This window comes from Streptomyces sp. CNX435, assembly GCF_059570575.1.
Genome location: NZ_JCANTA010000024.1, coordinates 99,162 through 121,508 on the forward strand (window position 1 = coordinate 99,162; position 22,347 = coordinate 121,508).

The 22,347-nt window shown below is 74.3% G+C and carries 19 protein-coding genes and 1 pseudogene; 12 read left to right on the plus strand and 8 right to left on the minus strand.

Features of this window, described 5'->3' with window-relative positions; translation table 11 throughout:
* Positions 1-33: 33 nt before the first annotated feature.
* From T328_RS29885 to T328_RS29905, 5 genes are all read left to right on the plus strand, one after another.
* Positions 34-2,001 carry a glycoside hydrolase family 15 protein gene (locus T328_RS29885; protein WP_496499334.1) on the plus strand — a complete coding sequence of 656 codons (1,968 nt, stop codon included), beginning with the start codon at positions 34-36 and terminating at the stop codon, positions 1,999-2,001.
* Positions 1,994-2,626 carry a histidine phosphatase family protein gene (locus T328_RS29890; RefSeq protein WP_496499335.1) on the plus strand — a complete coding sequence of 211 codons (633 nt, stop codon included), beginning with the start codon at positions 1,994-1,996 and terminating at the stop codon, positions 2,624-2,626. The genes T328_RS29885 and T328_RS29890 overlap by 8 nt, the downstream gene beginning before the upstream one ends.
* A 202-nt stretch (positions 2,627-2,828) precedes the next feature.
* Positions 2,829-3,755 carry a hypothetical protein gene (locus T328_RS29895; protein ID WP_496499336.1) on the plus strand — a complete coding sequence of 309 codons (927 nt, stop codon included), beginning with the start codon at positions 2,829-2,831 and terminating at the stop codon, positions 3,753-3,755.
* Positions 3,756-3,892: 137 nt separating this feature from the next.
* Entirely contained in the window at positions 3,893-4,576 is a 684-nt protein-coding gene (locus T328_RS29900; RefSeq protein ID WP_496499337.1) for a DUF3558 family protein, read from the plus strand.
* Between the two features lie 150 nt (positions 4,577-4,726).
* Entirely contained in the window at positions 4,727-6,184 is a 1,458-nt protein-coding gene (locus T328_RS29905) for a DUF2637 domain-containing protein (protein ID WP_496499365.1), read from the plus strand.
* Positions 6,185-6,223: 39 nt separating this feature from the next.
* Here T328_RS29905 and lysS read toward each other — a convergent pair whose 3' ends face one another.
* Positions 6,224-7,972: a lysine--tRNA ligase gene (gene lysS, locus T328_RS29910; RefSeq protein WP_496499338.1), complete on the minus strand. Its 1,749-nt coding sequence runs from the start codon at positions 7,970-7,972 to the stop codon at positions 6,224-6,226.
* 123 nt (positions 7,973-8,095) lie between these two features.
* On the opposite strand from lysS, the gene argS reads away from it, so the two are divergent.
* From argS to T328_RS29925, 3 genes are all read left to right on the plus strand, one after another.
* Positions 8,096-9,877: an arginine--tRNA ligase gene (argS, locus tag T328_RS29915; protein ID WP_496499339.1), complete on the plus strand. Its 1,782-nt coding sequence runs from the start codon at positions 8,096-8,098 to the stop codon at positions 9,875-9,877.
* Positions 9,878-9,885: 8 nt separating this feature from the next.
* Positions 9,886-10,149 carry a type II toxin-antitoxin system Phd/YefM family antitoxin gene (locus tag T328_RS29920; RefSeq protein WP_496499340.1) on the plus strand — a complete coding sequence of 88 codons (264 nt, stop codon included), beginning with the start codon at positions 9,886-9,888 and terminating at the stop codon, positions 10,147-10,149.
* Positions 10,150-10,247: 98 nt separating this feature from the next.
* Entirely contained in the window at positions 10,248-11,093 is an 846-nt protein-coding gene (locus T328_RS29925) for an alpha/beta fold hydrolase (RefSeq protein ID WP_496499341.1), read from the plus strand.
* Positions 11,094-11,117: 24 nt separating this feature from the next.
* Here T328_RS29925 and T328_RS29930 read toward each other — a convergent pair whose 3' ends face one another.
* Positions 11,118-12,050 (minus strand): DUF6924 domain-containing protein, encoded by a 933-nt coding sequence (locus tag T328_RS29930; protein ID WP_496499342.1) that lies wholly within the window; start codon positions 12,048-12,050, stop codon positions 11,118-11,120.
* 192 nt (positions 12,051-12,242) lie between these two features.
* Here T328_RS29930 and T328_RS29935 point away from each other — a divergent pair.
* A pseudogene (locus tag T328_RS29935) lies at positions 12,243-12,405 on the plus strand (alpha/beta fold hydrolase); the annotation flags it as partial.
* 5 nt (positions 12,406-12,410) lie between these two features.
* Complete coding sequence (locus tag T328_RS29940) at positions 12,411-13,403, plus strand: quinone oxidoreductase family protein (protein WP_496499343.1); 993 nt, start codon at positions 12,411-12,413, stop codon at positions 13,401-13,403.
* A 28-nt stretch (positions 13,404-13,431) separates the two neighbouring features.
* Here the strand turns inward: T328_RS29940 and T328_RS29945 are convergent, their stop codons facing one another.
* Positions 13,432-14,052: a helix-turn-helix domain-containing protein gene (locus tag T328_RS29945; protein WP_496499344.1), complete on the minus strand. Its 621-nt coding sequence runs from the start codon at positions 14,050-14,052 to the stop codon at positions 13,432-13,434.
* Positions 14,053-14,107: 55 nt separating this feature from the next.
* Between T328_RS29945 and T328_RS29950 the strand changes: the two genes are divergently transcribed.
* Positions 14,108-15,160, plus strand: a complete 1,053-nt coding sequence (locus T328_RS29950) for an NAD(P)/FAD-dependent oxidoreductase (RefSeq protein WP_496499345.1) — start codon at positions 14,108-14,110, stop codon at positions 15,158-15,160.
* A 41-nt stretch (positions 15,161-15,201) separates the two neighbouring features.
* On the plus strand, positions 15,202-15,861 hold the full coding sequence (locus T328_RS29955; RefSeq protein WP_496499346.1) for a class I SAM-dependent methyltransferase: 660 nt from the start codon (positions 15,202-15,204) through the stop codon (positions 15,859-15,861).
* Positions 15,862-15,881: 20 nt separating this feature from the next.
* Here the strand turns inward: T328_RS29955 and hemB are convergent, their stop codons facing one another.
* From hemB to T328_RS29980, 5 genes are all read right to left on the minus strand, one after another.
* A complete protein-coding gene (gene hemB / locus T328_RS29960) occupies positions 15,882-16,934 on the minus strand; it encodes a porphobilinogen synthase (protein WP_496499347.1) in 1,053 nt (350 codons plus the stop codon).
* Between the two features lie 163 nt (positions 16,935-17,097).
* A complete protein-coding gene (locus T328_RS29965) occupies positions 17,098-18,828 on the minus strand; it encodes a bifunctional uroporphyrinogen-III C-methyltransferase/uroporphyrinogen-III synthase (RefSeq protein ID WP_496499348.1) in 1,731 nt (576 codons plus the stop codon).
* Positions 18,825-19,889 (minus strand): hydroxymethylbilane synthase, encoded by a 1,065-nt coding sequence (hemC, locus tag T328_RS29970; protein WP_496499349.1) that lies wholly within the window; start codon positions 19,887-19,889, stop codon positions 18,825-18,827. Before hemC ends, T328_RS29965 begins: the two co-directional genes overlap by 4 nt.
* Positions 19,886-21,454 (minus strand): glutamyl-tRNA reductase, encoded by a 1,569-nt coding sequence (locus T328_RS29975; protein WP_496499350.1) that lies wholly within the window; start codon positions 21,452-21,454, stop codon positions 19,886-19,888. Before T328_RS29975 ends, hemC begins: the two co-directional genes overlap by 4 nt.
* Positions 21,451-22,257, minus strand: coding sequence for a redox-sensing transcriptional repressor Rex (locus tag T328_RS29980; RefSeq protein ID WP_496499351.1), 807 nt, complete (start codon positions 22,255-22,257; stop codon positions 21,451-21,453). The genes T328_RS29975 and T328_RS29980 overlap by 4 nt, the downstream gene beginning before the upstream one ends.
* Positions 22,258-22,347 lie beyond the last annotated feature (90 nt).

Sequence of the window (22,347 nt, forward strand, 5' to 3'; positions counted from 1 at the left end):
TATCGCCAGCCGCCAGGGGAAGGGAGTGCCGCCGTGCCCCCGGGCCCGTACCCGCCGATCGCGGACCACGGCATCGTCGGAGACCTGCAGACCGTCGCGCTGGTCTCCGCCGAGGGCGTGGTCGACTGGCTGTGCGCGCCCCGCTTCGACTCCCCCAGCGTCTTCGGCGCGCTCCTCGACCACGAGCGCGGCGGGCGCTTCGCGCTCACAGCGGACGCCCCCGACGCCGTCCCGCGCCAGCTCTACCTGCCCGGCACCGCCGTCCTCGTCACCCGCTTCCTGTCCACCGAGGGCATCGGCGAGGTGCTGGACTTCATGCCGGTGGACCGCCCGGAGGAGCCCTCGGACACCCACCGGGTGATCCGGCTCGTACGGGCCCTGCGCGGCCGGATGCGCTTCACGCTCGACTGCAGCCCCCGCTTCGACTACGGCCGCGACCCGCACCGGCTCGAACTCGACGGCCGCACCGCTCGCTTCCGCTCCGGCACCGCCGACGGCCACCTCCAGCTCCTCGGCCCGGCCGCCGGGCTGACCCGCGCCGGCGACGACGTGCGCGCCGCGCTGGACCTGGCGCCGGGCCGCTCCGCCGCCGCGGTCTTCACCGTCTGCGCCCCCGGCGCCGAGCCGCCGCCGGCCGCGTACGAGCAGGGCGTGCACCGCGAGCTGACCAGGGCACGGACGTACTGGCACCGCTGGACCGCCCGCTGCACCTACCGGGGCCGCTGGCGCGAGGTGGTCACCCGCTCCGCGATCACGCTGAAGCTGCTGACGTACGCCCCGACCGGCGCCCCCGTGGCCGCCGCCACCATGGGGCTGCCGGAGCAGATCGGCGGTGAGCGGAACTGGGACTACCGCTACACCTGGATCCGCGACGCCTCCCTGTCGGTACGCGCCCTGGTCGCACTCGGCTACGTCGCGGAGGCGGACGCCTACCGGCGCTGGCTCGGCGACCGCCTCAGCGCCGGCCACGCCGCGCGTACGGCCGCCGCGCGCACGGCCGGCCCCGGCACCGCCGATGCCGAGCCCGCCGACACCGAGCCCGCCGACACCGGGCCCGCCGACACCGGGCCCGCCCACACCGGCACCGTCACCGGCGAGCCGCTGCAGATCATGTACCGCGTCGACGGCGACCCCCACCTGCCCGAGGAGACCCTGCCGCACTGGCAGGGCTACCGCCGCTCCGCCCCCGTCCGCGCCGGCAACGCCGCCGCCGACCAGCTCCAGCTCGACATCTACGGCGAGACCGTCTACGCCCTCGCCCAGACCCGCCACGCCGGCGGCCACGCCGGCTACGACGCCTGGCTGCACCTCACCGCCCTCCTCGACTGGCTCGCCGACCACTGGGACCGCCCCGACGAAGGCATCTGGGAGACCCGCGGCGGGCGCAAGGACTTCACGTACAGCCGGCTGATGTGCTGGGTGGCCTTCGAACGCGGCATCCGCATGGCCACCGACCTGGCCCGCCCCGCCGACGTCGCCCGCTGGACCGCCGCCCGCGACGCGATCTTCCTGCAAGTGCTGGAGCGCGGCTGGAGCGAGGAGCGGCAGGCGTTCGTCCAGCACTTCGACGACGACGTGCTCGACGCCTCGCTGCTGCTGATGCCGCTCGTCGGCTTCCTCGCGCCGCGCGAGCGGCGCTGGCTGTCGACGCTGCGGGCGATGGAGGCGGAACTCGTCATCGACAGCCTCGTCCACCGCTACGACCCGTCCGCCGCCCCCGACGGACTGCGCGGCAGCGAGGGCACGTTCTCGCTGTGCAGCTTCCTGTACGTCTCCGCCCTCGCCGGCGCCGGGCAGGTCGACCGGGCGCGCTACGCGTTCGACAAGATGCTCACGTACGCGAACCACGTCGGGCTCTTCGCCGAGGAGATCGGCCCCACCGGCGAGCAACTCGGCAACTTCCCGCAGGCGTTCACGCACCTCGCGCTCATCACCGCCGCGCTGGCCCTCGACGAGGCGCTGGACGCCGCGGCGGCGGAAGGAGGACCCGCCCATGGGTGACCTGCTGCTCGTCCGGCACGGCGAGACCGAGTGGAGCCGCGACGGCCGCCACACGGGCCGTACGGACCTGCCGCTGACGGACGCCGGCGAGGAGCAGGCCCGCGCGCTCGTCCCGGTGCTCTCCGGGCGCCGCATCGGCACCGTGCTGTGCAGCCCGCTGGGGCGCGCCGTCCGCACGGCGGAGCTGGCGCTGCCGGGCCGCCGCGGCACGGTGCTGGAGCCGCGGCTGCAGGAGTGGGACTACGGCGGCTACGAGGGCCTGACCACCGCGGCGATCCGCGCCGACCGCCCCGGCTGGGACCTGTGGCACGACGGCGTGCCCGCGGGCGGCCCCGGGCACCCCGGCGAGACGCTGGCGGCCGTCGGCCGCCGCTGCGACGAGGTGCTGGCCGTCGCCGACGCGGCGCTGCGCGCCGGCGCCGGCGCCGGCGACAACGCAGCCGGCGACGTGCTGCTCGTCGCCCACGGCCACGTCCTGCGCGTCCTCACGGCCCGCCGGCTGGGCCAGCACCCCGCCGCGGGCGCCCTGTACCGGCTGGAGACGGCCACGCTGTCCGTCCTCGGCACGGAGCACGACCGGCCCGTACTCCTCGGCTGGAACCTCCCCGGCCGGGGCGCTCGGTGACGCACGCGCATGCCGATCTCCGGCACACGCGCGCGAAGATAACGAAAATGACGAAGCTGACGAAGATAACGGGGCCAACTACCCCACGGCGGACACCCGACCGAACGAACAGGCTGGACGTGCGATAAACATGGTGGTCGCCCGGCGTGTCCGGGCGGCACCATGTCCTGAAGTCGGAAGAAGTCGGAAGGAGCCTTCTCCCGTGCAGCGAAGGGCACTCGCGCAGGCCGCCGCCACGGCCGCCGTGCTCGCGGTCGCGCTGGCAGGCTGCACCGGCTCCGACGAGGCCACCGGAGCGGTCGACAGCCAGTCCGGCGGGGCCGACGCCAGCACCGCACCGGCGCCCTCCGGGAAGTACAGCACGCTGCCCGAGCCGTGCACGGCGCTGAGCGCCGGGACGCTGGAGGAGCTGCTGCCGGGGGCGGAGGAGGAGACCGAGGAGGACGCCGAGGAGGCCCTCGCGGGCGAGCCGGACCTCACGTACGACGCCGACCGGCTGGTGGGCTGCAGTTGGGAGCGGGAGAGCACCGAGGGCGGGCACCAGCTGGAGCTGCGGTTCGAGCGGATCGTGTCGTACGACGACGAGGTCAGCGACGACGAGCAGGCGGCGCAGCTCTACACGGAGCGGGCCCAGGAGCACGACGTCGACGTGACCAGCGCCCCGCCGGACCTGCCCGACAAGGACGGCACGCCCGCGACCGGCGAGAGCAGCCCGCCGGCGGCGACGGACGAGGCCGAAGCCGGCGGCGAGACCGACGACGGGACCAACGACGACGCCACGGACGACGCGGACGACACCACCGACGCCGGTACGGACGCCGGCGCCGACGGCTCCTCGGAGGCCGCCGACGACGCCGATGACGCCGACGACGCCGACGACGCCGCAGCCACCATCGCCCCCCGCCTCCTCGACGACATCGGCGACGAGTCCTTCCTCGACGACCGGACCGGCGGCGCCGGCGCCGGCGTGCAGCGCGAGGTGACAGTGGTGTTCCGCACGTCGAACGTCGTGGTGACCGTCACGTACGACCAGTGGCGCACCGCCGCGAGCGAGCCGCCGGACAGCGCTGAGCTGCAGCAGCGCGCTCAACAGGTGGCCGACCAGCTCGCGGACCAGCTCGCCGACTGACGGCCCGTCCTTCCCCGACCGCCCGTCCGCCGTCCGCGGCGGCGGGTACGCTCGCAAGCCGGTGCCTCCGGGCGCCAGGCCCAGGGCGTCGTGCCCCCCCACCACGCGCCGCCCCACGACCGAGTGATGAAGGACCCATGCACCGCTCAACCACCCGCATCCCCCGCGTTCTGGCCGCCGCGGCCGTGCCCGTGATACTCGTCACCGCCGGCTGCTCCTCCGGCGACGACGGCGGCGACAGCGGCAGTCCGAGCAGCGCCGCACCGTCCTCCGAGAGCAGCGAGCCGCAGGTCGAGCCGGCGAAGTTCGCCAAGCTCCCCGAACCGTGCGACGCGATCGCGAAGGACAGCGTCAAGGACCTGGTGCCGGGCGCGAAGAGCACCGCCGGCACCGCCGGGAAGTCCGCCGACACCGGGCAGCGCAGCAGCTGCTCGTGGACCGGCCTTGAGGGCTATCAGTGGCGCTGGCTCGACGTCTCCTACCAGCGCTACGACTCCGACCCGGCCATCGGCAGCGGCGCCGACCGCGCCGCGGAGTACTACGGCAAGCAGGTCCGGGCCGTCGAGGCCACCGAGGGCGCCAAGGACATGAAGTCCTCCGCGCAGTCCGGACTCGGCCAGGAGGCCACGGAGTTCGCGTACGAGACGACGGAGGACAAGGAGGACTACCGCAAGCAGACGGTCGTCGCCCTCCACGAGAACGTCGTCGTCATCGTCAACTACCACGGCGCCGGCTTCCAGGGTTCGGACGAGCCGAAGTCCGCAGACCTGCTGAAAGACGCGGAGAAGGCGACCAAGGAAGCCGTGGCCGCGGTCAAGTGACCGTCAATTGAGTGTCCGTCAACTGACCGGACCTGCATACGCAAGCCCGTACAACTGTGCGAGGCTAGCGTGGCTCCGGGCCGAGCCCGGGGCGGCCGGTGATCGCCAGCGGAGAGGGAACGGCGCGTGGACAGGGCTCCTGCGATAAGCATGAACCGGACGCACCGCATACTCATCACCGTCGTCGTCCTCGGCGCGGTGGTGATCGCGGCGATCGGCTTCGCCGGGTCCTACGCGGCCGTGCGCGACCTCGCGGAGAAGAAGGGCTTCGGCGACTTCGCGGTCTTCTTCCCCATCGGCATCGACGCCGGGATCGTGGTGCTGCTCGCCCTCGACCTGCTGCTGACGTGGATACGCATCCCGTTCCCGCTGCTGCGGCAGACGGCGTGGCTGCTGACGGCGGCGACGATCGCGTTCAACGGCGCGGCGGCGTGGCCCGACCCGCTGGGCGTCGGGATGCACGCGATCATCCCGGTGCTGTTCGTGGTGTCGGTGGAGGCGGCGCGGCACGCGATCGGGCGGATCGCGGACATCACGGCCGACAAGTACATGGAGGGCGTGCGCGTCTCGCGCTGGCTGCTGGCCTTCCCCTCCACGTTCCGGCTCTGGCGCCGGATGAAGCTGTGGGAGCTGCGCTCGTACGAGGAGGTCATCCGCCTCGAACAGGACCGCATGGTCTACCGCGCCCGGCTGCGCGCCCGCTATGGGCGGGCGTGGCGGCGGCGGGCGCCGGTGGAGGCGGTGATGCCGCTGAAGCTGGCACGGTACGGGGTGCCGCTGGCGGAGACGGCGCCGGAAGGGCTGGCGGCGGCGGGCATAGACAAGCCGCTGCGCCCGCAGGCGGCGCAGCCGGAGCTGGAGGGCGGGCCGGTACGGGCCACGCAGGCGCAGGCGACGCCGGTAGCGGAGCCGGCACAGGCCACGCAGCCCGTACACGCCACGCAGACCACGCAGGTCGCACAGCCCGCACAGGTCATACAACCCACCCAGGTCGCCCAGACCACGCAAGCCACACACGCCACGCAGCCGGTGCCGACCCAGGCGGCGTACCCGGCGCCCGCCCCCGCACCCCGGGCCGAGACGACTCAGCCCGCCACCGCCTACGCCTCGGTCCCGGCGCCCGCCCCCGCGCACGCAGCCGTCCCCGTGCCGGACCCCGAGCCCCTGCCCGTACCCGAGCCCGTCGCCACCATCCCGGGCCCCGCACCCCGCCGCGACCTGCGCGCGCCCGAGCCCGCCGCCGTCAACGGCCACCCGCGCCGCGCGCCGCAGCCGCCGTCCTTCGTCGCCCCGCCGCCCCCGCCGCCGGAACCCGAGCCCGAATCCGAACCCGAGCCCGAGCCCGAGCCCGAGCCGGTCCAGGCCGACGACCTCACCGAGATCGTCGGCCTGCCGGACGGCATTCCGTACGACGACGCGCTCTTCGGCTTCTACCGCCAGTTCGTGCTGAGCGAGGGCGTCTTCCCCTCCGCGCGCCCGTTCGCCCGCTACCTGCGCGACGTCCACGGCGTCAGGTACGCCGACGGCAGCGCGCTCGACGAGCGCTATCTGCGCACGTACCTGCAAGAGCTGAAGACGCGCTACAACCAGGGCATGGGCACCGCCTGAGCCCCGCGGCGCCCACGCCCCCGCTCAACCGCGCCCCGCTCAGCCGCCCAGCAGCTCCCGGACCCGCTCCTGCCCCACCGCCAGCAGCAGCGTCGGCAGCCGCGGCCCGGTGTCGCGGCCCACCAGCAGCCGGTACAGCAGCGCGAAGAACGCCCGCTGCTCCGTCTTCAGCTCCGGCGTCGGCTTCGCGTCCGCCGGCAGCCCGGCGCGCAGCTTCGGCACCCCGTACAGCAGCGTCGTCAGCCCGTCCAGCGACCAGTGCTCGTCGAGACCGGCCAGCAACAGCCGCAGCAGCTCCCGCTCGTCCGCGCCCAGCGACGCCAGCAGCTCCGCGTCGGCGTCCTTGCGCACCTGCGTGCGCTGGTCCGCGGGGACCTGCGTGGTGATCCACCGCTCTGCCTTGTCCAGCCGCGGCCGCACCTCGGCCAGCGAGGTCAGCGGGCGCTCCGGGTCGACCTCGGCGAGGATCCGCAGGGTCTGCTCGTCGTCGCCCGCGGTCACGTCGGTCACCGAGGCGAGCATCCGGTACGGCAGCGGGCGCGGCGTCGCGGGCAGCGGCCCGGCGGCGGTGCCGGCGGCGCGCTCGTACGCCGCGACGTCTCCCGGCTGCGCCGTGCCGGCGCCGACCTTGCGGACGAGGGCGTCCCACTCGTCGTAGGTCCGCTGGATCTCATGGTCGAAGGCGATCTTGAAGGACTGGTTCGGCCGCCGCCGCGCGTACAGCCAGCGCAGCAGCATCGGCTCCATGATCTCCAGCGCCTCGGCGGGCGTCGGCACGCCGCCCTTCGACGACGACATCTTCGCCATGCCGCTGATGCCGACGAAGGCGTACATCGGGCCGATGGGCCGCTCCCAGCCGAAGATGCCGACGAGCTTCCCGCCGACGTTCCAGGAGGAGCCGGGCGAGTGGTGGTCGACGCCGGAGGGCTCGAAGACCACGCCCTCGTACGCCCAGCGCATCGGCCAGTCGACCTTCCACACCAGCTTGCCGCGGTCGTACTCGGCGAGCCGCACGGTCTCGCCGTGGCCGCAGGCGCAGGTGTACGTCAGCTCGGTGGTCTCGTCGTCGTACGCGGTGACCGTCGTCAGGTCGCGCTCGCAGACCGCGCAGTACGGCTTGTACGGGTAGTACGCGCCGCCGGCCGTCAGGCCGTCGTCCTCGTCGGCGGCGCCGGAGCCCTCGGCCGCCGCGCGCGCCGCTGCAGAGTCCGCCTCGTCGACCGGCTTCTGCTGCTTCTGCTGCTGCTTCTGTTGCGGCTGCTGCTTGGGCTTCGTGCGGAACTCGGCGAGGACGGCGTCGATGTCGCCGCGGTGCCGCATCGCGAAGAGGATCTGCTCGCGGTACGTGCCCGAGGTGTACATCTCCGTCTGGCTGATGCCGCGGTACGTCACGCCCATCTCGGCGAGCGCGCCCTCCATGGCCGCCTTGAAGTGTGCGGCCCAGCTGGCGTGCGGGCTGCCCGCGGGCGCGGGCACGGAGGTCAGCGGCTTGCCGATGTGCTCCGCCCAGGACTCGTCGACGCCCTCGACGCCGAAGGGGACCTTGCGGAAGCGGTCGTAGTCGTCCCAGGAGATCAGGTGCTCGCAGGGGACGCCGCGGCGGCGGATCTCGTCGGCCACCAGGTGCGGCGTCATCGCCTCGCGCAGGTTGCCCAGGTGGATCGGGCCGGAGGGGGACAGGCCGGAGGCGCAGACCACCGGTTTGCCGGGGGCGCGACGCTCCGCCTCGGCGATGACCTCGTCGGCGAAACGGGAGACCCAGTCGGCGGCCTCGGCGGTGGCACCCACAGTCCTGCACTTCCTCTCTGTTCAGCGCTTGCGCGGCCCATTCTCCCAAACAAAATCGCTTTGCCCTGCATGGGATACTGAAGCCTCATCCCACTCCTCCGTTAGGAAGCGGCGATCACGAACATGGCCTCAGTCCCGTCCCTCGCCACCCAGGTCCGGCAGCGCGTCTCGGACGCCCTCGCGGCGGCACTGCCGCAGCAGGCTTCCGCAGATCCCCTGCTGCGCCGCAGCGACCGGGCGGACTTCCAGGCCAACGGGATGCTGGCGCTGGCCAAGCAGCTCAAGACCAACCCGCGCGAGCTGGCCGGCCAGGTCGCCGCGCAGGTCGACACGGGCGACGTGCTCGCGGAGATCGAGGTCTCCGGGCCCGGCTTCCTCAACATGACGGTGACGGACGCGGCGATCACGTCGAACCTCGCCGCCCGCGCCGCGGACGACCGCCTCGGCGTGCCGTACGCGGACGCCCCGGGCACCACCGTCATCGACTACGCCCAGCCGAACGTCGCGAAGGAGATGCACGTCGGGCACCTGCGCTCGGCGGTCATCGGCGACTCCCTCGTACGGACGCTGGAGTTCACCGGCGAGACCGTGGTCCGGCGGCACCACATCGGCGACTGGGGCACGCAGTTCGGCATGCTCATCCAGTACCTGGACGAGCACCCGCACGAGCTGGACCACGGCGGTACGGACGGCGCCGCCGCCTCCGGCGAGGAGGCCGCCTCGAACCTCAACCGGCTCTACAAGGCCGCGCGGGCCGTCTTCGACACCGACGACGCCTTCAAGGACCGGTCCCGGCGCCGGGTCGTCGCGCTGCAGTCGGGCGACCCGCAGACGCGGGCGCTGTGGCAGCGGTTCGTCGACGAGTCCAAGCTGTACTTCTTCTCGGTCTTCGACAAGCTCGACATGGAGGTCAGGGACGCCGACATCGTCGGCGAGTCCGGCTACAACGACATGCTGGACGAGACCTGCGACCTGCTGGCCGACGCCGGCGTCGCGGTCGACTCCGAGGGCGCGCTGTGCGTGTTCTTCGACGACATCAAGGGCCAGGACGGCCAGCCGGTCCCGCTGATCGTGCGCAAGTCCGACGGCGGCTACGGCTACGCGGCCACCGACCTGTCCGCGATCCGCGACCGGGTGTTCAACCTCAAGGCGCAGACGCTCCTCTACGTCGTGGACCACCGCCAGTCGCTGCACTTCCGGATGGTCTTCGAGACCGCCCGCCGGATGGGCTGGCTCGACGACGGCGCGACCGCCGCCCAACTCGCCTTCGGCACGGTGCTGGGCAAGGACGGCAAGCCGTTCAAGACCCGGGCGGGCGCTACGGTGCGGCTGGAGGACCTGCTCGACGAGGCGATCGACCGGGCGTCGGCGGTCGTCCGGGAGAAGGCCGACAAGGCGGTGCCGCCGCTGACCGAGGAGGAGATCGCGGAGCGCGGCGCGCAGGTGGGCATCGGCGCCGTGAAGTACGCCGACCTGTCCACGTCCGCGGCCCGGGACTACAAGTTCGACCTCGACCAGATGGTGTCCCTGCACGGCGACACGTCGGTCTACCTGCAGTACGCGTACGCCCGGATCCGCTCCATCCTGCGCCGGGCCGGCGCCGACGCCCACCCGGCCGCGCACCCCGAGCTGCCGCTGGAGCCCGCCGAGCGGGCGCTCGCGCTGCACGCGGACGGCTTCGCGGCGGTGGTCGCGGAGGCGGCCGAGGAGTACGCGCCGCACAAGATCACGGCGTACCTGTACCAGCTCGCGTCGCTCTTCACGACCTTCTACGAGCACTGCCCGGTGCTGAAGGCGGACACCCCCGCCCAGGTCGAGAACCGCCTGTTCCTCAGCGACCTCACCGCGCGGACCCTCCACACCGGCATGGCCCTCCTCGGCATCCGCACCCCGGAACGCCTCTGAGGGGCGACATGAAGACGCGGCAGACTTACACGGTGGCGGAGGGCCGCAACCGCTTCGGGCAGCTCGTCCGCCGGGCCTCCCACAGCCGGGAACGCATCACCATTACCGACCACGGACAGCCCGCCGCCGTGCTGATCAACGCCGATGAGCTGGCGGATCTGGAGGAAGCCAACGCGGTCCTGGAGTACAGGCTGCGCCGAGCGCTGGGGCAGACAGGCGGCACGGTGCCCGCCGCCGAAGCCCGCCGCCGCGTCGTCGGCTCCAACGAGTGAACGTCACCTGGGACCCCAGGACCCTGCTGCAGCACGTCCGCGCACATGGGCGAACCATCGCGCGATGACCGCGGAACCGCTCCCGTACGCTGATCGGCATGAGCGGCTGGGAGTTGACGCGGACCTTCGCCAGTTCCGCCGGTGAGGTCCGCTGGGACCGGCTCGGCCCCGCCGGAGGCGCTCCCGGTGGCCGGCCCGTGGTGCTGCTGCACGGTACGCCATGGTCCTCGTACACCTGGCGGGCCGTCGCCCGCGCGCTGGCCCGCGGGCGCGAAATGTACGTCTGGGACATGCCCGGCTACGGGCAGTCGGAGAAGCACGCCGGGCAAGATGTCTCGCTCGGCGCACAGGGACGGATCTTCGCCCAGCTGCTCGCCCACTGGCAGTTGGACGAGCCCCTGGTCGTCGCGCACGACTTCGGCGGTGCCGTCGCGCTCCGCGCGCACCTGCTGCACGACGCCGCGTACCGCGCGCTGGCCCTCGTCGACCCCGTCGCCCTCGCCCCCTGGGGCTCGCCGTTCTTCCGTCTCGTACGGGACCACGCGCCCGTCTTCGAGCAGCTCCCGGCGGCGCTGCACACCGCGCTGGTTCGCGAGTACGTCGCCACCACCGGCGGCCCCGGACTGCACCCGGCCGTCCTCGACGCGCTCGTCGCGCCGTGGACCGACGACGCCGGCCGCCCGGCGTTCTACCGTCAGATCGCCCAGGCCGACCAGCGCTACACCGACGAGGTGCAGGGCCGCTACGGCGAGATCGCCGTGCCCACGCTCGTCTGCTGGGGCACGGACGACACCTGGATCCCGGTCGCCAGGGCGCACGAGCTGGCGGGGCTGGTCCCGGGCGCGCGGCTGGAGCTGTTCGAGGGCGCGGGCCACCTGGTCCAGGAGGACGCGCCGGCCGAACTGACCGCCGTACTGCAGACGTTCCTCACCGAGCAGTCCTAGCGCCGGCCCAGCGCCGGCCCGCGGCTACGCCTCCTCCCACCACGGCCGCACGCCGGCCACGGAGACGAAATCGTGGAAGTCCATGTTGGCGATCTCCAGGTTGCAGACCATCGATCCGGTCATGTGGCACGGCAGGACGGCGATATTGCCCGGGGTGCGGTGAAGGTCGACGGCGGCCAGCGGCCGGTCCGCCCCGGCGAAGGTCCCGGCGTCGGCGAGCGCGACGAGCACGGTGTACTCCTCGGGCGGTACCAGCGCGGGGACGCTGCCGGGCGGCAGTCCCTCGTAGGCGGGGTCGTCCACGACCAGCGCCGTCAGCGGGTAGCGCTCCGGGTCGATGTCGTCCGGGTCGATGTCGGCACCGACCCAGCCCTCCTCGTCCGTGCCGCCCAGCTCGTCGAGCAGAGCGCGCCAGCCGTCGTCGTCCTCGAACCAGGTGCGGACCAGCAGGGCGCCGTCGGTGGCGGGCAGCGCGGGGAAGTCCCGCTGCGGCTGCGTCGTCGGCACGGGGAAGGCCCGGCGGCCGGCGTCGCCCCGGTAGGTGCCGCGCAGGTCCATGTCCCGGATCAGGTCGTCGAAGACGAGCGCCCCGTCGAACAGGGCGGCCAGAACCTCGCCGACCCGCTCCTTCGCGACCCGGACCCCGCGCCCGGGTATCGCCACCAGGTCCACCAGCAGCGGCTCGCCGCCGTACACCACGGCGAAGTCGATGAGGACGACGACGGGCGCGGCCGATCCGCCGCCGGGGAGGAGCGCGGGCACGTTCCCGCCGCGCAGGTGGTCCCACCCGGGGTCGGCGACAGGGCGCAGCCGCACGGGGCCGCCCTCGGGCACGACCGCGGTTGCGCGCCCGGTCCGGTCGACCAGCCCGCCCCAGCGGGGTTCGCCGTTCTCGTAGTACGTACAGACCACCAGCACGTCACCGGACGTGGTCCGGGGTAGCTCCGGGCAGGGCATGACTCCCCTTTCGCGAGGTCGCCGCGGGATGCCCCGGAAACTATCGCGCCGGACTGACAGCAGCCGCCCAGGCGCTCGAAGCGGACGTCGACCTGCACCTCACCGTCGGCGGCGGAACCGCCGTCACGTTCCACGCTCACGCCGCCTGACCGACCCGGACGTCAGCCCGCTGTCCGTCGCCGTCGTCTGCCGGGCGCGGACGGCACCGAGGTCCCGGTCGCCAGGGCCCGCGAGCCGGCGACTCGTCCCGGGTGCGAAGCTGGAGCTGTTCGAGGGCGCTGGGCACCTGGTCCAGGAGGACACGCCGGCCGAACTGACCGTCGTACTAGAGACGGTCCCTGCCGAACAGGAGTGAGCACCATGCGCGCCGTAGTTGTGGAGAAGCCCGGACCCGCCGAGTCGCTGAGCGTCACGGAGACGCCCGCGCCGACGCCCGGGCCCGGCGAGATAACCGTCGACGTCTCGTACGCCGGCGTGGGGTTCGTGGACACGCTGTTCCGCGCGGGGGCCTTCGAGCTGCCGCTGCCGTTCGTGCCGGGGATCGAGGCCGCCGGGCACGTGCGGGAGGCGGGGCCGGGGGTCACCGGGTTCGAGCCGGGCGCGCCGGTCGGGGTGCTGCTCAACGACTTCGGCCGCGGCCTGCGGGCCGGCGGGTACGCCGAAGTGGCCGTCGCGCACGCCTCGATGGCCACCGTGCTGCCCGCGGACGCCGACCTGGCCCGGATGTGCGCCCTGCTGATCAACGGGGTCACGGGGTGGCTCGCGCTGCACGACCTGGCCCGCGTCACCGACCGGGACACCGTACTGGTGCTGGGCGCCGGCGGCGGGCTCGGCAGCATCACCGGGCGGCTGGCCGCCGCGCACGGGGTGCGCCGGGTCGTCGGCGTGTTCGGCAGCGAGGCCAGGAAGCCGGCGGACGGCGGCGAGTGGACGGACATGGTGCTGGCCGCCGACCTGGAGACGGCCGTCGCGGAGATCACCGGGGCGGACGGCGGCGGTGTCGACGTCGTGATCGACCCGGTCGGCGGCGACCTCCGTACCCGCGCCTTCGACCTGCTGGCGCCCTTCGGCCGACAGGTGGTCGCCGGCAACGCCAGCGGCCAGGACCCCGCGCTGTCGGGCGACGCGGTGTGGCTGAACAGCCGGCAGCTCCTCGGCCTGAACCTCGGCGGCCTCGCCCACGTCGTCCCGGAGCGGGTCGGCGCCGCGCTGTCGGCCGTCGTCGACCTCGTCCACCGCGGCGTCGTACGGGAGCCGGCGCCCGCCGTGCTGCCCCTGGACCGGGCGGCCGAGGTGCACGCGGCGCTGGAGAACAGGACGGCCCCGGCGAAGACGGTGCTCGCCGTCCGCTGAGCCGCCGCACGGCGCGCGCAGGGGCCTCTCAGGACGCGGACTTCGGGCGGGCGCGCAGGTGCGCGCGCTCGCCCTGGCCGCCGAAGAGACTGAGGAACTCCACCGGCTCGTCGTCGGCCGCGCCGAACCAGTGCGGCACGCGGGTGTCGAACTCGGCGGCCTCGCCCGGTTCGAGGATCAGGTCGTGCTCGCCGAGTACGACGCGGAGCCGGCCGTTCATCACGTACATCCACTCGTAGCCCTCGTGGGTGCGCGGATCCGGCTCGCCGCGCCCGCTGCCGGCCGGGAAGATCAGCTTGAACGCCTGGATGCCGCCGGCCCGGCGGGACAGCGGCAGCATCGTCATGCCGTTGCGGGTGACCGGGCGAAGGTGGATGCGCGGGTCGCCGGTGGGCGGGGCGCCGACGAGTTCGTCGAGGGTGACGCCGTGTGCCCGGGCCAGCGGCAGCAGCAGCTCCAGCGTCGGGCGGCGGCTGCCGGACTCCAGCCGGGACAGGGTGCTCACCGAGATGCCGGTGGCCGCGGACAGCTCGGCGAGCGTCGACTCACGCTGCCGGCGCAGCTCGCGCAGCCGGGGGCCGACGGCGGTGAGGGCGGTGTCGAGTTCGTCGTCGGGGTCGCGGGCAGCGTCAGGGGCGGGTTCAGCCATACGAACAGTTTGCCAGACCGGCAACAATGTTTGCGGTTCCAACTGCGCTGGCCGCATGGTCGTCGGCATGGAGGTGGTCGACGTGACCGACACGGCCGAGATGACCGGTGAACTCGCGCAGAGCTACGACGTGGCGGTGGTCGGCGGCGGCGCCGCCGGCCTGAACGGGGCGCTGATGCTGGCCCGCTCCCGCCGCTCCGTGGCGGTGATCGACGCGGGCGCGCCGCGGAACGCCCCGGCGGACGGCGTCCACGGGCTGCTGGGACGCGAGGGCATGCCGCCGGGCGAGCTGCTCGCCCGCGGCCGGGCCGAGGTGCGCGGCTACGGCGGCCACGTGGTGACCGGCGAGGTCACCGGGGCGGTGCGGGAGGCGCGGGACACAGAGCACGACGGCGACGGCGGTGACGGCGGCGCGGAAACGCCCGGCTTCACCGTCGCGCTCGCCGACGGCCGGTCCGTACGCGCCCGCCGGCTGCTGGTCACCACCGGGCTCGTCGACGAGCTGCCGGCGGTGGCGGGCCTGCGCGAGCGGTGGGGCCGGGACGTACTGCACTGCCCGTACTGCCACGGCTGGGAGGTCCGCGACCAGGCGATCGGCGTGCTGGCGACGGGGCCGATGGCGCTGCACCAGACGCTGCTGTTCCGGCAGCTGAGCGACGACGTGACGTACTTCGCGCACACCACCGCGCCCCCCGCCGGCGAGGACGCCGAGCAGCTGGCCGCCCTCGGCGTGCGCGTCGTCACCGGCGAGGTGGCGGGCCTGGAGGTCGCCGGCGACCGGCTGGCGGGGGTGCGGCTCGCGGACGGCACGGTGGTGCCGCGCGAGGCGCTGGCGGTGGCCACGCGCATGGTGGCGCGCGGCGGGTTCCTGGCCGGCCTGGGCCTCACGCCCGTCGCCCATCCGTCCGGCATGGGCGAGCACGTCCCCGTCGACGGAACGGGCCGCACCGACGTCCCCGGCGTGTGGGCCGCGGGCAACGCCACCGACATGACCGCCCAGGTCGGCGCCGCCGCGGCGGCCGGCGCCATGGCGGGCGCGCAGATCAACGCCGACCTCGCCGCCGAGGACGCCCGCCGGGCGGTCACCGCCCGCCGGGTCCGCGTGTGACGTACGAACCAAACAAAGAACCGAACAGAGAGGACTCAAGGATGACGAACGCCACGGAAGAGTTCGGCGAGGCGTACTGGGAGGAGATGTACCGCGGCCGGGACGCGGTCTGGAGCGGCCGGCCCAACCCGCAGCTCGTGACCGAGATCGCGGACCTCACGCCCGGCACCGCCCTGGAGGCCGGCTGCGGCGAGGGCGCCGACGCCATCTGGCTCGCCGAGCGCGGTTGGCGGGTGACGGCCGTGGACATCTCCGCCACCGCGCTGGACCGCGCCCGCGCGCACGCCGAGACCCGCGGCGCGGAGGTCGCCGGGCGGATCACGTGGATACGGGCGGACCTGACCGACGCCACCCCGGACGGCGCGCCCTTCGACCTGGTCACCACCCACTACGTGCACACGACGGCGTCCCGCGAGACGCTGTTCCGCCGGCTCGCGGCGGCCGTCGCCCCGGGCGGCACGCTGCTCGTCGTCGGCCACCACGAGACGGACCCGCGCGCCGAGGCGTTCGCCGCGGAGCACCCGGAGGTGCACTTCACCGCGGCGGACGTGGCGGCGGACCTGGTGCCGGACGACTGGGACGTCGTCTCGGCGGAGGTCCGGACCCGGCTGGCGCCGGTCGGGCACGAGCCGCACGACGACGGCGGGCACGGCGAGCCGGTCGAGCACCACGACGCCGTACTCCGCGCGCGGAGGCGCTGACGCGGGCGGCGGCCGGGGCGTCAGCCGCGCAGCTTCTGGGCCGCTTCGGTCGCCCAGTAGGTGAGGATCATCTGCGCCCCGGCCCGCCTGATCCCCGTCAGCGTCTCCATCATCGCCGCGTCCCGGTCGATCCAGCCGCGCTCCGCCGCCGCCTCGACCATCGCGAACTCGCCGGAGATCTGGTACGCCGCGACCGGCACGTCCGCCTCGTCGGCGACCCGGCGCAGCACGTCCAGATACGGCAGCGCCGGCTTGACCATCACCATGTCGGCGCCCTCGGCGAGGTCGAGGGACAGCTCGCGCAGCGCCTCGCGGGCGTTCGGCGGGTCCTGCTGGTACGTCTTCCGGTCGCCCCGCAGCGAGGAGTTGATCGCCTCGCGGAACGGCCCGAAGAAGGCGGAGGCGTACTTCACGGTGTAGGCGAGGACCGCCGTGTCCTGGTGCCCCGCCCGGTCCAGGGCCTCGCGGATCACCGCGACCTGGCCGTCCATCATGCCGCTCGGCCCCAGCACGTGCGCCCCGGCGTCCGCCTGCACCACGGCCATCTCCGCGTACCGCGCCAGCGTCGCGTCGTTGTCGACCCGGCCGGCGGCGTCCAGCACCCCGCAGTGCCCGTGGTCGGTGGTCTCGTCCAGGCACACGTCGGACATGACGATGAGGTCGTCCCCGACCTCCGCCCGCACGTCGCGCAGCGCGACCTGCAGGATGCCGTCGGGGTCCGTGCCGGCCGAGCCGACCGCGTCCTTCTTGTGCTCCTCCGGCACGCCGAAGAGCATGATCCCGCCGACCCCCGCGGCGACCGCCTCGGCGGCGGCCTTCTTCAAGGTGTCGCGGGTGTGCTGCACGACGCCCGGCATGGCGGAGATCGGCGCCGGCTCGTCGAGTCCCTCGCGTACGAAGGCGGGCAGGATCAGCTCCGCCGGGTGCAGCCGGGTCTCGGCGACCATGCGCCGCAGCGCGGGCGTGGTGCGCAGCCGCCGCGGGCGGACGACGGGACCGGCGACGGGATCGGTGACGGGACCGGCGACGGGACTCGCGACGGGATCGGTGAGCGCGGCTTCGGTGCCGGACACGTGTGCTTACCTCCGTGAGACGCCCCGCCCGCAAGGGAGGGCACGAACGAAACGCGCCCCCAGCGGTGCGGCGGGGGCCCGGATGTCCTCCACCGTACGCCCCCGCGACGACACCCCCCGCGGGCCCCCGTCAGCTCCGCGGCGGCCCGCGGTCGGCCAGGCGTCAGCTCGTCGTCGTCGTACGCGCCCGCCGCCGCGGCCTGCGCTCGCTGGGCCGGGTGACGTGCTCCCCGGCCTCGACCGCCGCCGCCCGGCGGCGCGTGCCGAACTCCGCCAGCGCCTCGGCCAGCCGGTGCACGGACGGCTCCGGCGCCATGACGTCGACGCGCAGCCCGTGCTCCTCCGCGGTCTTCGCCGTCGCCGGCCCGATACACGCGATGACCGTGACGTTGTGCGGCTTGCCGGCGATGCCGACGAGGTTCCGTACCGTCGAGGACGACGTGAACAGCACGGCGTCGAACCCGCCGCCCTTGATCGCCTCGCGGGTCTCCGCCGGCGGCGGCGACGCGCGCACCGTGCGGTACGCGGTGATGTCGTCGACCTCCCAGCCGAGGTCCTTCAGCCCCGCCACCAGCGTCTCGGTGGCGATGTCGGCGCGCGGCAGGAACACCCGGTCGATCGGGTCGAAGACCGGGTCGTACGGCGGCCAGTCCTCCAGCAGCCCGTGCGAGGACTGCTCGCCGCTGGGCTGCAGGTCGGGCCGTACGCCGAACTCCACCAGCGCCGCCGCCGTCTGCTCGCCGACCGCGGCGACCTTGATCCCGGCGAAGGCACGGGCGTCGAGCCCGTACTCCTCGAACTTCTCCCGCACCGCCTTGACGGCGTTGACGGAGGTGAAGGCGATCCACTCGTACCGCCCGGTGACCAGGCCCTTGACCGCCCGCTCCATCTGCTGCGGGGTCCGCGGCGGCTCGACGGCGATGGTCGGCACCTCGTGCGGCACCGCCCCGTACGAGCGCAGCTGCTCGGACAGCGACGCGGCCTGCTCCTTCGTCCGGGGCACGAGCACGTGCCAGCCGAAGAGCGGCTTGGACTCGAACCAGGCCAGCTGCTCGCGGCGGGCCGGGGCGCTCTGCTCGCCGACGACCGCTATGACCGCCTGCCCGGCGTCCGGCGACGGCAGCACCTTCGCCGACTTCAGCACCTGCGCGACGCTGCCGAGCGTGGCGCTGAACGTCCGCTGCCGCGTCGTCGTACCGGCGAGCGTGACCGTCATCGGGGTGTCCGGCTTGCGGCCGGCGGCGACCAGCTCGCGGGCGGTCGCCGCGGTGGCCTCCAGGGACGTCTGCACCACCAGCGTGCAGTCGCTCGCGCCCGCCTCGCCCCACATCTGCTCCGAGGCGTTCGCCGCGTCCACGACGCGCACGCCCGTCCCCTGCGGGTCGTGCAGCGGGACACCGGCGTACGCGGGCACGCCGACGGCGGTCGCGACGCCGGGCACCACCTCGAAGGCGATGCCCTCGGTGGCGCACGCGAGCATGGCCTGCGCGGCGCCGCCGTCGAGGCCCGGATCGCCCGCGACGGCATGGACGACCCGCCTGCCGGCGCGCGCGGCCTCCATGACAAGATTGCCGGCGTCAGCGGCCGTTGGCGGTCCGTCGTCAGCCGAGGCTCCCGCAGCCCCCGCGGGCCCCGCAGCCGCCGACGTCGATGGCGTGACCGCGCCGGCGCGCGCGTGGGCGCGTACGACGGTGAGGACCTTCGGGTCGGCGACCAGGACGTCCGCGGCCGACAGCGCTTCCACGGCGCGCAGCGTCAGCAGTCCCGGATCTCCGGGTCCCGCGCCCAGGAAGGTGACGTGCCCGCGGGCGGCGGGACCGGGCGGGCGGGCCGCGCCGGTCGCTGCGGTACGCGCCGACGCGCTGGCCTTACGGATCGAAGGCGTGGGGCTCAAAGTGCTCGCTCCCCCATCAGACCGGCCGCGCCCTTGGCAAGCATCTCTTCTGCGAGCTCGCTTCCGAGCGCCACGGCGTCGTCGTGCGACGCCGGCACGGGGCCGGTGGCGGACAGCTGCACCAGCGCGGAGCCGTCGGGGGTGCCGACGACGCCGCGCAGGCGCATCTCGGTGGCAGTGGACGCGGTGCCCTTGCCGGCCCCGGAGGGACCCTCCGCGTGCAGGTCGGCGAGCGCGCCCACGGGCGCGCTGCAGCCGGCCTCCAGGGCGGCGAGCAGCGTCCGCTCGGCGGTGACGGCGACCCGCGTCTGCGGGTCGTCCAGCTCCGCGAGCTGGGCGGTCAGGTGCGCGCTCGACGAGGCGCACTCGACCGCCAGGGCCCCCTGGCCGGGGGCGGGCAAGACGGTGTCGAGGGAGATCAGCTCGGTGGCCTCGGCGAGCCGGCCGAGGCGGCTGAGCCCCGCGGCGGCGAGCGCGACGGCGTCCAGCTCCCCCTGGTGTACGTACCCGATGCGGGTGTCGACGTTCCCACGGACCGGGACGGTCTCGATCGCGCCGCCGAGGGAGCGGGCCCAGGCGTGCAGCTGGCAGGCGCGGCGCGCCGAGCCGGTGCCGATCCGGGGCCGGCCGCGGGCGGTGGCGGCGAGCAGTTCCTCGAAGCCGAGTCCGTCGCGGGCGACGAGCACGTCGCGCGGGTCCGCGCGGGGCGGCACGGCGGCGATCACCAGCTCCTCGGGCTGGGTGGTCGGCAGGTCCTTCAGCGAGTGCACCGCGAGGTCGACCTCGCCGAGCACGACGGCCTCGCGGAGCGCGGCGACGAAGACGCCCTGCCCGCCGATCTCGGCGAGGTGCTGCCGGGACACGTCCCCGTACGTGGTGATCTCGACCAGCTCGACGGCGCGGCCGGTGCGGCGGCGTACCGATTCGGCAACCAGCTCGGACTGCGCGAGCGCGAGCTTGCTGCGCCGGGTGCCGAGGCGCAGCGGACGCCGGAAGCGCGGCGCTTGGTGCGCCTGCGCCTCGCTCGCCGGCGTCACCGGCGTCGGCTTGGCTGCGGTCATGACGGCTCCCGTTCACTGCGTGCCCTGGCCGCCGCGCGGCCGGAGTCCGCGCGGCTGACGGCGTCGACGGTGGCCGGGTCGAGGTCGAAAAGCTCCCGCAGGGCGTCCGCGTACCCGGCTCCTCCGGGGGTGGCGGCCAGCTCCTTGACCCGTACGGTCGGCGCGTGCAGCAGCTTGTCCACGACGCGGCGCAGGGTCTGCGCCACCTCGGCCCGCTGACGTTCGTCGAGCCCGGGCAGCCTACCCTCCAAACGGGTGATCTCGCCCGCGACGACGTCCTGGGCCATGGCCCGCAGCGCGATCACGGTGGGCGTGATGCTGGCGGCCCGCTGCGCGGCACCGAAGACGTCGACCTCGTCGGACACGATGGCCCGCACCTGGTCCACGTCGGCGGCCATGGGGGCGTCGGCGGCGGCGCCGGCGAGGGTCTCGATGTCGACGAAGCGGACCCCGGGGGTGTCGTGCAGGGCGTGATCGATGTCACGCGGCATGGCCAGGTCGAGCAGGGCGAGAACGCCTGCGGCGGCACCGGGGGCGGAGGATCCGGGACCGGCGCCCTCGGCAGCCGACCCGGCCGCACCGCCACCCGCGCCTCCGGCGCGGTGCTCGGGAGTCGCCCGTATGTCATCGCCGCCCGTCGCGGCGCGGCGGCGCAGCGCGTGCCGTACGTCGTCGGCCGTCAGCACCAGGCCCGTCGCGCCCGTACAGGAGACGACCACGTCCGCCGTCACCAGCTCGTCCGCGATCTCCTCCACCCGCACCGCACGCGCCGTCGCCGGGCGGCCCCCCACGGGCCCGCTCTGCGCCGGAATCAGACCCGCCGCGCCCGCCGCAGGCGACCCCGCACTCCAGCCGCCCGCCACCGCCGACCCCGCGTTCAGGCTCGCCGCCAGGCGCTCCGCGCGCTCGTACGTACGGTTGGCGATCACCAGCTCCGCCGCCCCGGCCCGCGCCAGCGTCGTCGCCGCCAGCGACGACATCGAGCCCGCGCCGATCACCAGCGCCCGGCGGCCCGCCACCCAGTCCCCCACCGGCGCCCCGGCCGCGAGCTGCGCCAGCCCGAACGAGACCAGCGACTGCCCCGCCCTGTCGATCCCCGTCTCGCTGTGCGCCCGCTTGCCGACCCGCAGCGCCTGCTGGAACAGGTCGTTCAGCGTCCGGCCCGCGGTGTGCAGCTGCTGCCCCAGCGCCAGCGACTCCTTGATCTGGCCGAGGATCTGCCCCTCGCCGACCACCATGGAGTCCAGCCCGCAGCCCACCGAGAACAGGTGGTGCACGGCGCGGTCCTCGTAGTGCACGTACAGGTGCGGCGTCAGCTCCTCCAGGCTCACGCCCGCGTGCTGCGCCAGCAGCGTCGACAGCTCGGCGACGCCCGCGTGGAACTTGTCCACCGCGGCGTACAGCTCGATCCGGTTGCACGTCGCCAGCACCGCCGCCTCCGTGACCGGGGTCGCGGCCACCGCATCCGCGAGCAGCTTCGCGCGCGCGTCCGGCGCGAGCGAGGCGCGCTCCAGCACGCTCACCGGCGCGCTGCGGTGGCTGAGGCCGACGACGAGGACACTCATGCGGGCATCACCGCGGGTACGTCCCCGTCGGGCCCCTGCCCGGTGCGCTTCTTCGCGGCGGGCCCCGCCTCGCCGCCTTCGGCGGCGCCGGCCCCCGCGGCGGCGGCCGACGCCGCCTCGGCCTCGCGCAGCTCGGCCTCCTCGCCGGCCTTGCGCTGTTCGTGGAAGGCGAGGATCTGCAGCTCGATCGACAGGTCGACCTTCCGTACGTCCACGCCGTCGGGGACGTTCAGCACGGTCGGCGCGAAGTTGAGGATCGAGGTGACGCCGGCCTCCACCAGCCGGTTGCAGACCGCCTGCGCGGCGCCCGCCGGGGTGGCGATGACGCCGATGGAGACGCCGCTCTCCTTGATGAGCGGCTCCAGTTCGTCGGTGTGCCGCACGGTCAGGCCGGCGACCTGCTTGCCGGTCATGGCCCGGTCGGCGTCGATGAGCCCGGCGACGCGGAAGCCGCGGGAGGCGAAGCCGCCGTAGCCGGCGAGGGCGGCGCCGAGGTTACCGATACCGACGATGACCACGGGCCAGTCCTGGGTCAGGCCCAGCTCGCGGGAGATCTGGTAGACGAGGTACTCGACGTCGTAGCCGACCCCGCGGGTGCCGTACGAACCTAGGTAGGAGAAGTCCTTGCGCAGCTTCGCCGAGTTGACACCGGCGGCGGCGGCCAGTTCCTCCGAGGAGACCGTGGGCACGGAGCGCTCGGAGAGCGCCGTGAGGGCCCGCAGATACAGCGGAAGCCGCGCGACGGTGGCCTCGGGGATCCCTCGGCTCCGGGTCGCCGTTCGGTGAGTTCGGCCAGTTGCCACGGTGCTCCTGACGCTCGTGCGGTGCCGCGCACGGCCCGCCGGGGCGAAGCCGCACTGATGAGAGAAGGCTATGCCTTTGTGAACGCGTGC

Bases quoted from the DNA above. Each gene is read 5' to 3' on its own strand.
- T328_RS29975 (WP_496499350.1), bottom strand. From the start codon at position 21,454: ATGAGTGTCCTCGTCGTCGGCCTCAGCCACCGCAGCGCGCCGGTGAGC.
- T328_RS29900 (WP_496499337.1), top strand. From the start codon at position 3,893: ATGCACCGCTCAACCACCCGCATCCCCCGCGTTCTGGCCGCCGCGGCC.
- hemC (WP_496499349.1), bottom strand. From the start codon at position 19,889: ATGACCGCAGCCAAGCCGACGCCGGTGACGCCGGCGAGCGAGGCGCAG.
- T328_RS29905 (WP_496499365.1), top strand. From the start codon at position 4,727: ATGAACCGGACGCACCGCATACTCATCACCGTCGTCGTCCTCGGCGCG.
- T328_RS29955 (WP_496499346.1), top strand. From the start codon at position 15,202: ATGACGAACGCCACGGAAGAGTTCGGCGAGGCGTACTGGGAGGAGATG.
- T328_RS29950 (WP_496499345.1), top strand. From the start codon at position 14,108: ATGGTCGTCGGCATGGAGGTGGTCGACGTGACCGACACGGCCGAGATG.
- T328_RS29940 (WP_496499343.1), top strand. From the start codon at position 12,411: ATGCGCGCCGTAGTTGTGGAGAAGCCCGGACCCGCCGAGTCGCTGAGC.
- T328_RS29930 (WP_496499342.1), bottom strand. From the start codon at position 12,050: ATGCCCTGCCCGGAGCTACCCCGGACCACGTCCGGTGACGTGCTGGTG.
- T328_RS29925 (WP_496499341.1), top strand. From the start codon at position 10,248: ATGAGCGGCTGGGAGTTGACGCGGACCTTCGCCAGTTCCGCCGGTGAG.
- T328_RS29945 (WP_496499344.1), bottom strand. From the start codon at position 14,052: ATGGCTGAACCCGCCCCTGACGCTGCCCGCGACCCCGACGACGAACTC.
- T328_RS29920 (WP_496499340.1), top strand. From the start codon at position 9,886: ATGAAGACGCGGCAGACTTACACGGTGGCGGAGGGCCGCAACCGCTTC.
- argS (WP_496499339.1), top strand. From the start codon at position 8,096: ATGGCCTCAGTCCCGTCCCTCGCCACCCAGGTCCGGCAGCGCGTCTCG.
- T328_RS29890 (WP_496499335.1), top strand. From the start codon at position 1,994: ATGGGTGACCTGCTGCTCGTCCGGCACGGCGAGACCGAGTGGAGCCGC.